The sequence below is a fragment of the Mesorhizobium sp. M4B.F.Ca.ET.017.02.2.1 genome, from assembly GCF_003998955.1.
In the GTDB taxonomy this organism is placed as follows: Bacteria; Pseudomonadota; Alphaproteobacteria; order Rhizobiales; family Rhizobiaceae; genus Mesorhizobium; species Mesorhizobium abyssinicae.
In genome coordinates, this window is sequence record NZ_RZOF01000535.1 from 1 (window position 1) to 2,574 (window position 2,574).

Annotated in this window: 4 protein-coding genes and 1 pseudogene; all 5 read left to right on the plus strand. The window is 62.2% G+C overall.

The window, feature by feature from the left end:
- On the plus strand, nucleotides 1-369 hold a 369-nt coding region (locus EN738_RS33340; RefSeq protein ID WP_210214104.1), incomplete at its 5' end, for a hypothetical protein.
- A 5-nt stretch (nucleotides 370-374) separates the two neighbouring features.
- Nucleotides 375-1,358 (plus strand): phage major capsid protein, encoded by a 984-nt coding sequence (locus EN738_RS33345; RefSeq protein ID WP_127287260.1) that lies wholly within the window; start codon nucleotides 375-377, stop codon nucleotides 1,356-1,358.
- Nucleotides 1,359-1,370: 12 nt separating this feature from the next.
- Entirely contained in the window at nucleotides 1,371-1,862 is a 492-nt protein-coding gene (locus tag EN738_RS33350; protein WP_127287261.1) for a hypothetical protein, read from the plus strand.
- A 61-nt stretch (nucleotides 1,863-1,923) separates the two neighbouring features.
- Nucleotides 1,924-2,130: a hypothetical protein gene (locus EN738_RS33355; protein WP_127287262.1), complete on the plus strand. Its 207-nt coding sequence runs from the start codon at nucleotides 1,924-1,926 to the stop codon at nucleotides 2,128-2,130.
- A 40-nt stretch (nucleotides 2,131-2,170) separates the two neighbouring features.
- Nucleotides 2,171-2,574, plus strand: a pseudogene (locus EN738_RS33360) (hypothetical protein); the annotation flags it as partial.

Sequence of the window (2,574 nt, forward strand, 5' to 3'; positions counted from 1 at the left end):
CAGGAGCGCGACGCCACCACCGCCGCCAATGAAGAGTTGGGCCGCTTGTCAGCCGACAAGCCGCTTTACTCCGAAATCCCTGAGAAGCGGATGGTCACCTTCATCAACGATGCATGGGACCGGCTTGGAGCCACCGCCTCGAAAGAGGCCGTGTTCAACCTGGCCTATGACATGGCAGTCAACGCCGATCCCGATCTGCGGGCCAAGGCAGCCGCCGCGAAACCGGCCGCTCCCAAGGACACCGGAAAGGTCGACGCGGCCAAGCGCGCCAACTCCGTCAACATCCCCTCAACAGCGTCGGGCAAGGCTCGGGTTCTCTCCGAAGATGAAGAACTGGCCGCTGTCTACGACCGCAATCAGAAAGGCTGACCCCGATGGCTGGTCCGTCGACTACCTTTACTGAAATGGTGTCCACCACCCTTCGCAACAGCGCGACGGAAGTGGCGGACAACGTTTCGAAGAACAACGCCTTCCTCAACCGGCTGAAGAAGAAGAACAAGATCCGCAACCTTGACGGCGGCACCGAAATCCAGGTGCAGCTCGAATACGCGGAAAACAGCACGTATCAGCGTTACGCCGGCCTCGACACGCTGAACACCAACGGCTCGGATGTCGTCACCTCGGCCAAGTACGATTGGGCGCAGGTCGCGCTGCATGTCGTGTCGAGCGGCAAGGAGCTTCGCCAGAACTCCGGCAAGTTCGCGATGATCAACCTGGTGAAGACCAAGAAGAACAACGCGCTCAAGACGGCTGCCAACAACTTCTCCGTCGACCTCTACTCCGACGGTTCGCTGGCGAACCAGATCGGCGGCTTGGCCAACATCCTCCAGACCAACGGCCAGGGCATCGTCGGCGGCATCGACGCCGCAACGTGGACGTTCTGGCGCAACAAGTTCCGCGAGGCCACCGGCACCAACCTTGCCGCGACCCCGAACGCGGCCAACGCTGCTACCTTCAAGGCGGACATGAATGCCATCTGGCTCACCCTGAACCGTGGCGCCGACAAGCCCGACCTGATCACGTTCAGCCACGACTTCTACTCGCTGTACGAGACCGGCGAGCAGCAGCTTCAGCGGTACATGGACGCCGACATGGCTCAGTCCGGTTTCATCGGCCTGAAGTACAAGACCGCCGACGTGATTTTCGACGACAACACGAATTTCACGACCACGGCCGAGAAGGGCTACTTCCTCAACTCCGACTATCTCTACGTCGACCAGCACAAGGAGGCGCAGTGGACGCAGGACGACGAGAAGAAGCCCCTCAACCAGGATGCGGTTGTCATCCCGTTCTACTGGATGGGCAACGTCGTCTGCACGAACCGCTCGCTTCAGGGCGTGCTCTTCGACGCGGCATAAGGAGCAAGAACGATGACCTCTTTTGTTGGTATCGACGTCACCAAGACGTTCACCGCCGCGCAACTCACCGGGACGGAATCCGGCAAGGCTCCGAAGATCGGCGACACCTACGAAGCGTATGACGGCAAGGTCTACCGCTTCGTGAAGTACAACCAGGGCGCCGGTGCGATTGCCGCCGTCGTCGGCAACGTCGTCGGCTTCTACGCTGCCGGCGGTGTCTCGGCTGGCCAGTACAACGAAGTCACGTCTGACGTGTCTGACACCGCCGCCAACGGTGCCGGCGTTCTGGCCGGTGCTCCCGGCAACGGCGAGTACGGTTGGATCCAGGTCAAAGGCCCGGCAACCGTCACCACGGCGCTCGTCTCGGGCGGCGATGGCAACGCGCTGATCCTCTCGGCCACCACCGACGGCACCCTGAAGGTGGCCGCCGCCGTGACTGACACGGTTTGCGCCTACGCGATCGACGCCTCGGCCAAGATCATCATGTGCGCGTTCCCGTACTGACCGCGCCTCGGGCGGGCTGCAACGGCCCGCCTGCCTTTCCTCTCACGAAGGAGTGCCAGAGATGGCCGACAAGTCCGACAAGAACGAAGCTGCCGAGCCCGTCGGAGTCGATACCGAGGCCGGCATCTTCCCGAAATTCCGCAAGCTTTGGAACGGCGGCGAGCACCGCAACGCGATCAACCTCGCCAGTGCCGAAAAGCTGTCTGAAGCCGAGTGGGCGGCGCTGCTGGCCGAGTTTCCCGGCATCGTCGCAGTGATCAACCAGTAGGGCGCCGCTGGCGCACACAACGTTTTCAGGAGTCGAACAAATGAGCGAAGCGCAGCCCCTTATCCGCGTGATCGGGTTCAAGACGAGCTACGAGAAGCTGCCGGTCAAGGGCGATCCGGTGAAGGAGAAGTGCGACCATAAAGGCTACAGGCTCGACGTCAGCGGCCGGCGCATCCTTGAGCTTCAGCCCGAGGACTGGGTGACCTATTCGCCCTCACATTCGCCGCTGAACACGCGCACCACCGAACGCATCCGCCATCTGCTTCCCGACCCGTCGCTAATGGGCGAGGACCAGGACGGCGAGAAGCTGCGTTTCATGACGGCCCGCTGGAACCAAATCGAGCCGGCCTATGTCGCATTCAAGAGCGGGCAGGAAATCCCTCTCAATGGGACCGCGCTCGCCGCCTGGTCTGGCGTCACGCCCGAACAGGCCGAAGTGCTGCG

Coding starts and splice junctions, on each gene's coding strand:
- EN738_RS33345 (WP_127287260.1), top strand. CDS start 375: ATGGCTGGTCCGTCGACTACCTTTACTGAAATGGTGTCCACCACCCTT.
- EN738_RS33350 (WP_127287261.1), top strand. CDS start 1,371: ATGACCTCTTTTGTTGGTATCGACGTCACCAAGACGTTCACCGCCGCG.
- EN738_RS33355 (WP_127287262.1), top strand. CDS start 1,924: ATGGCCGACAAGTCCGACAAGAACGAAGCTGCCGAGCCCGTCGGAGTC.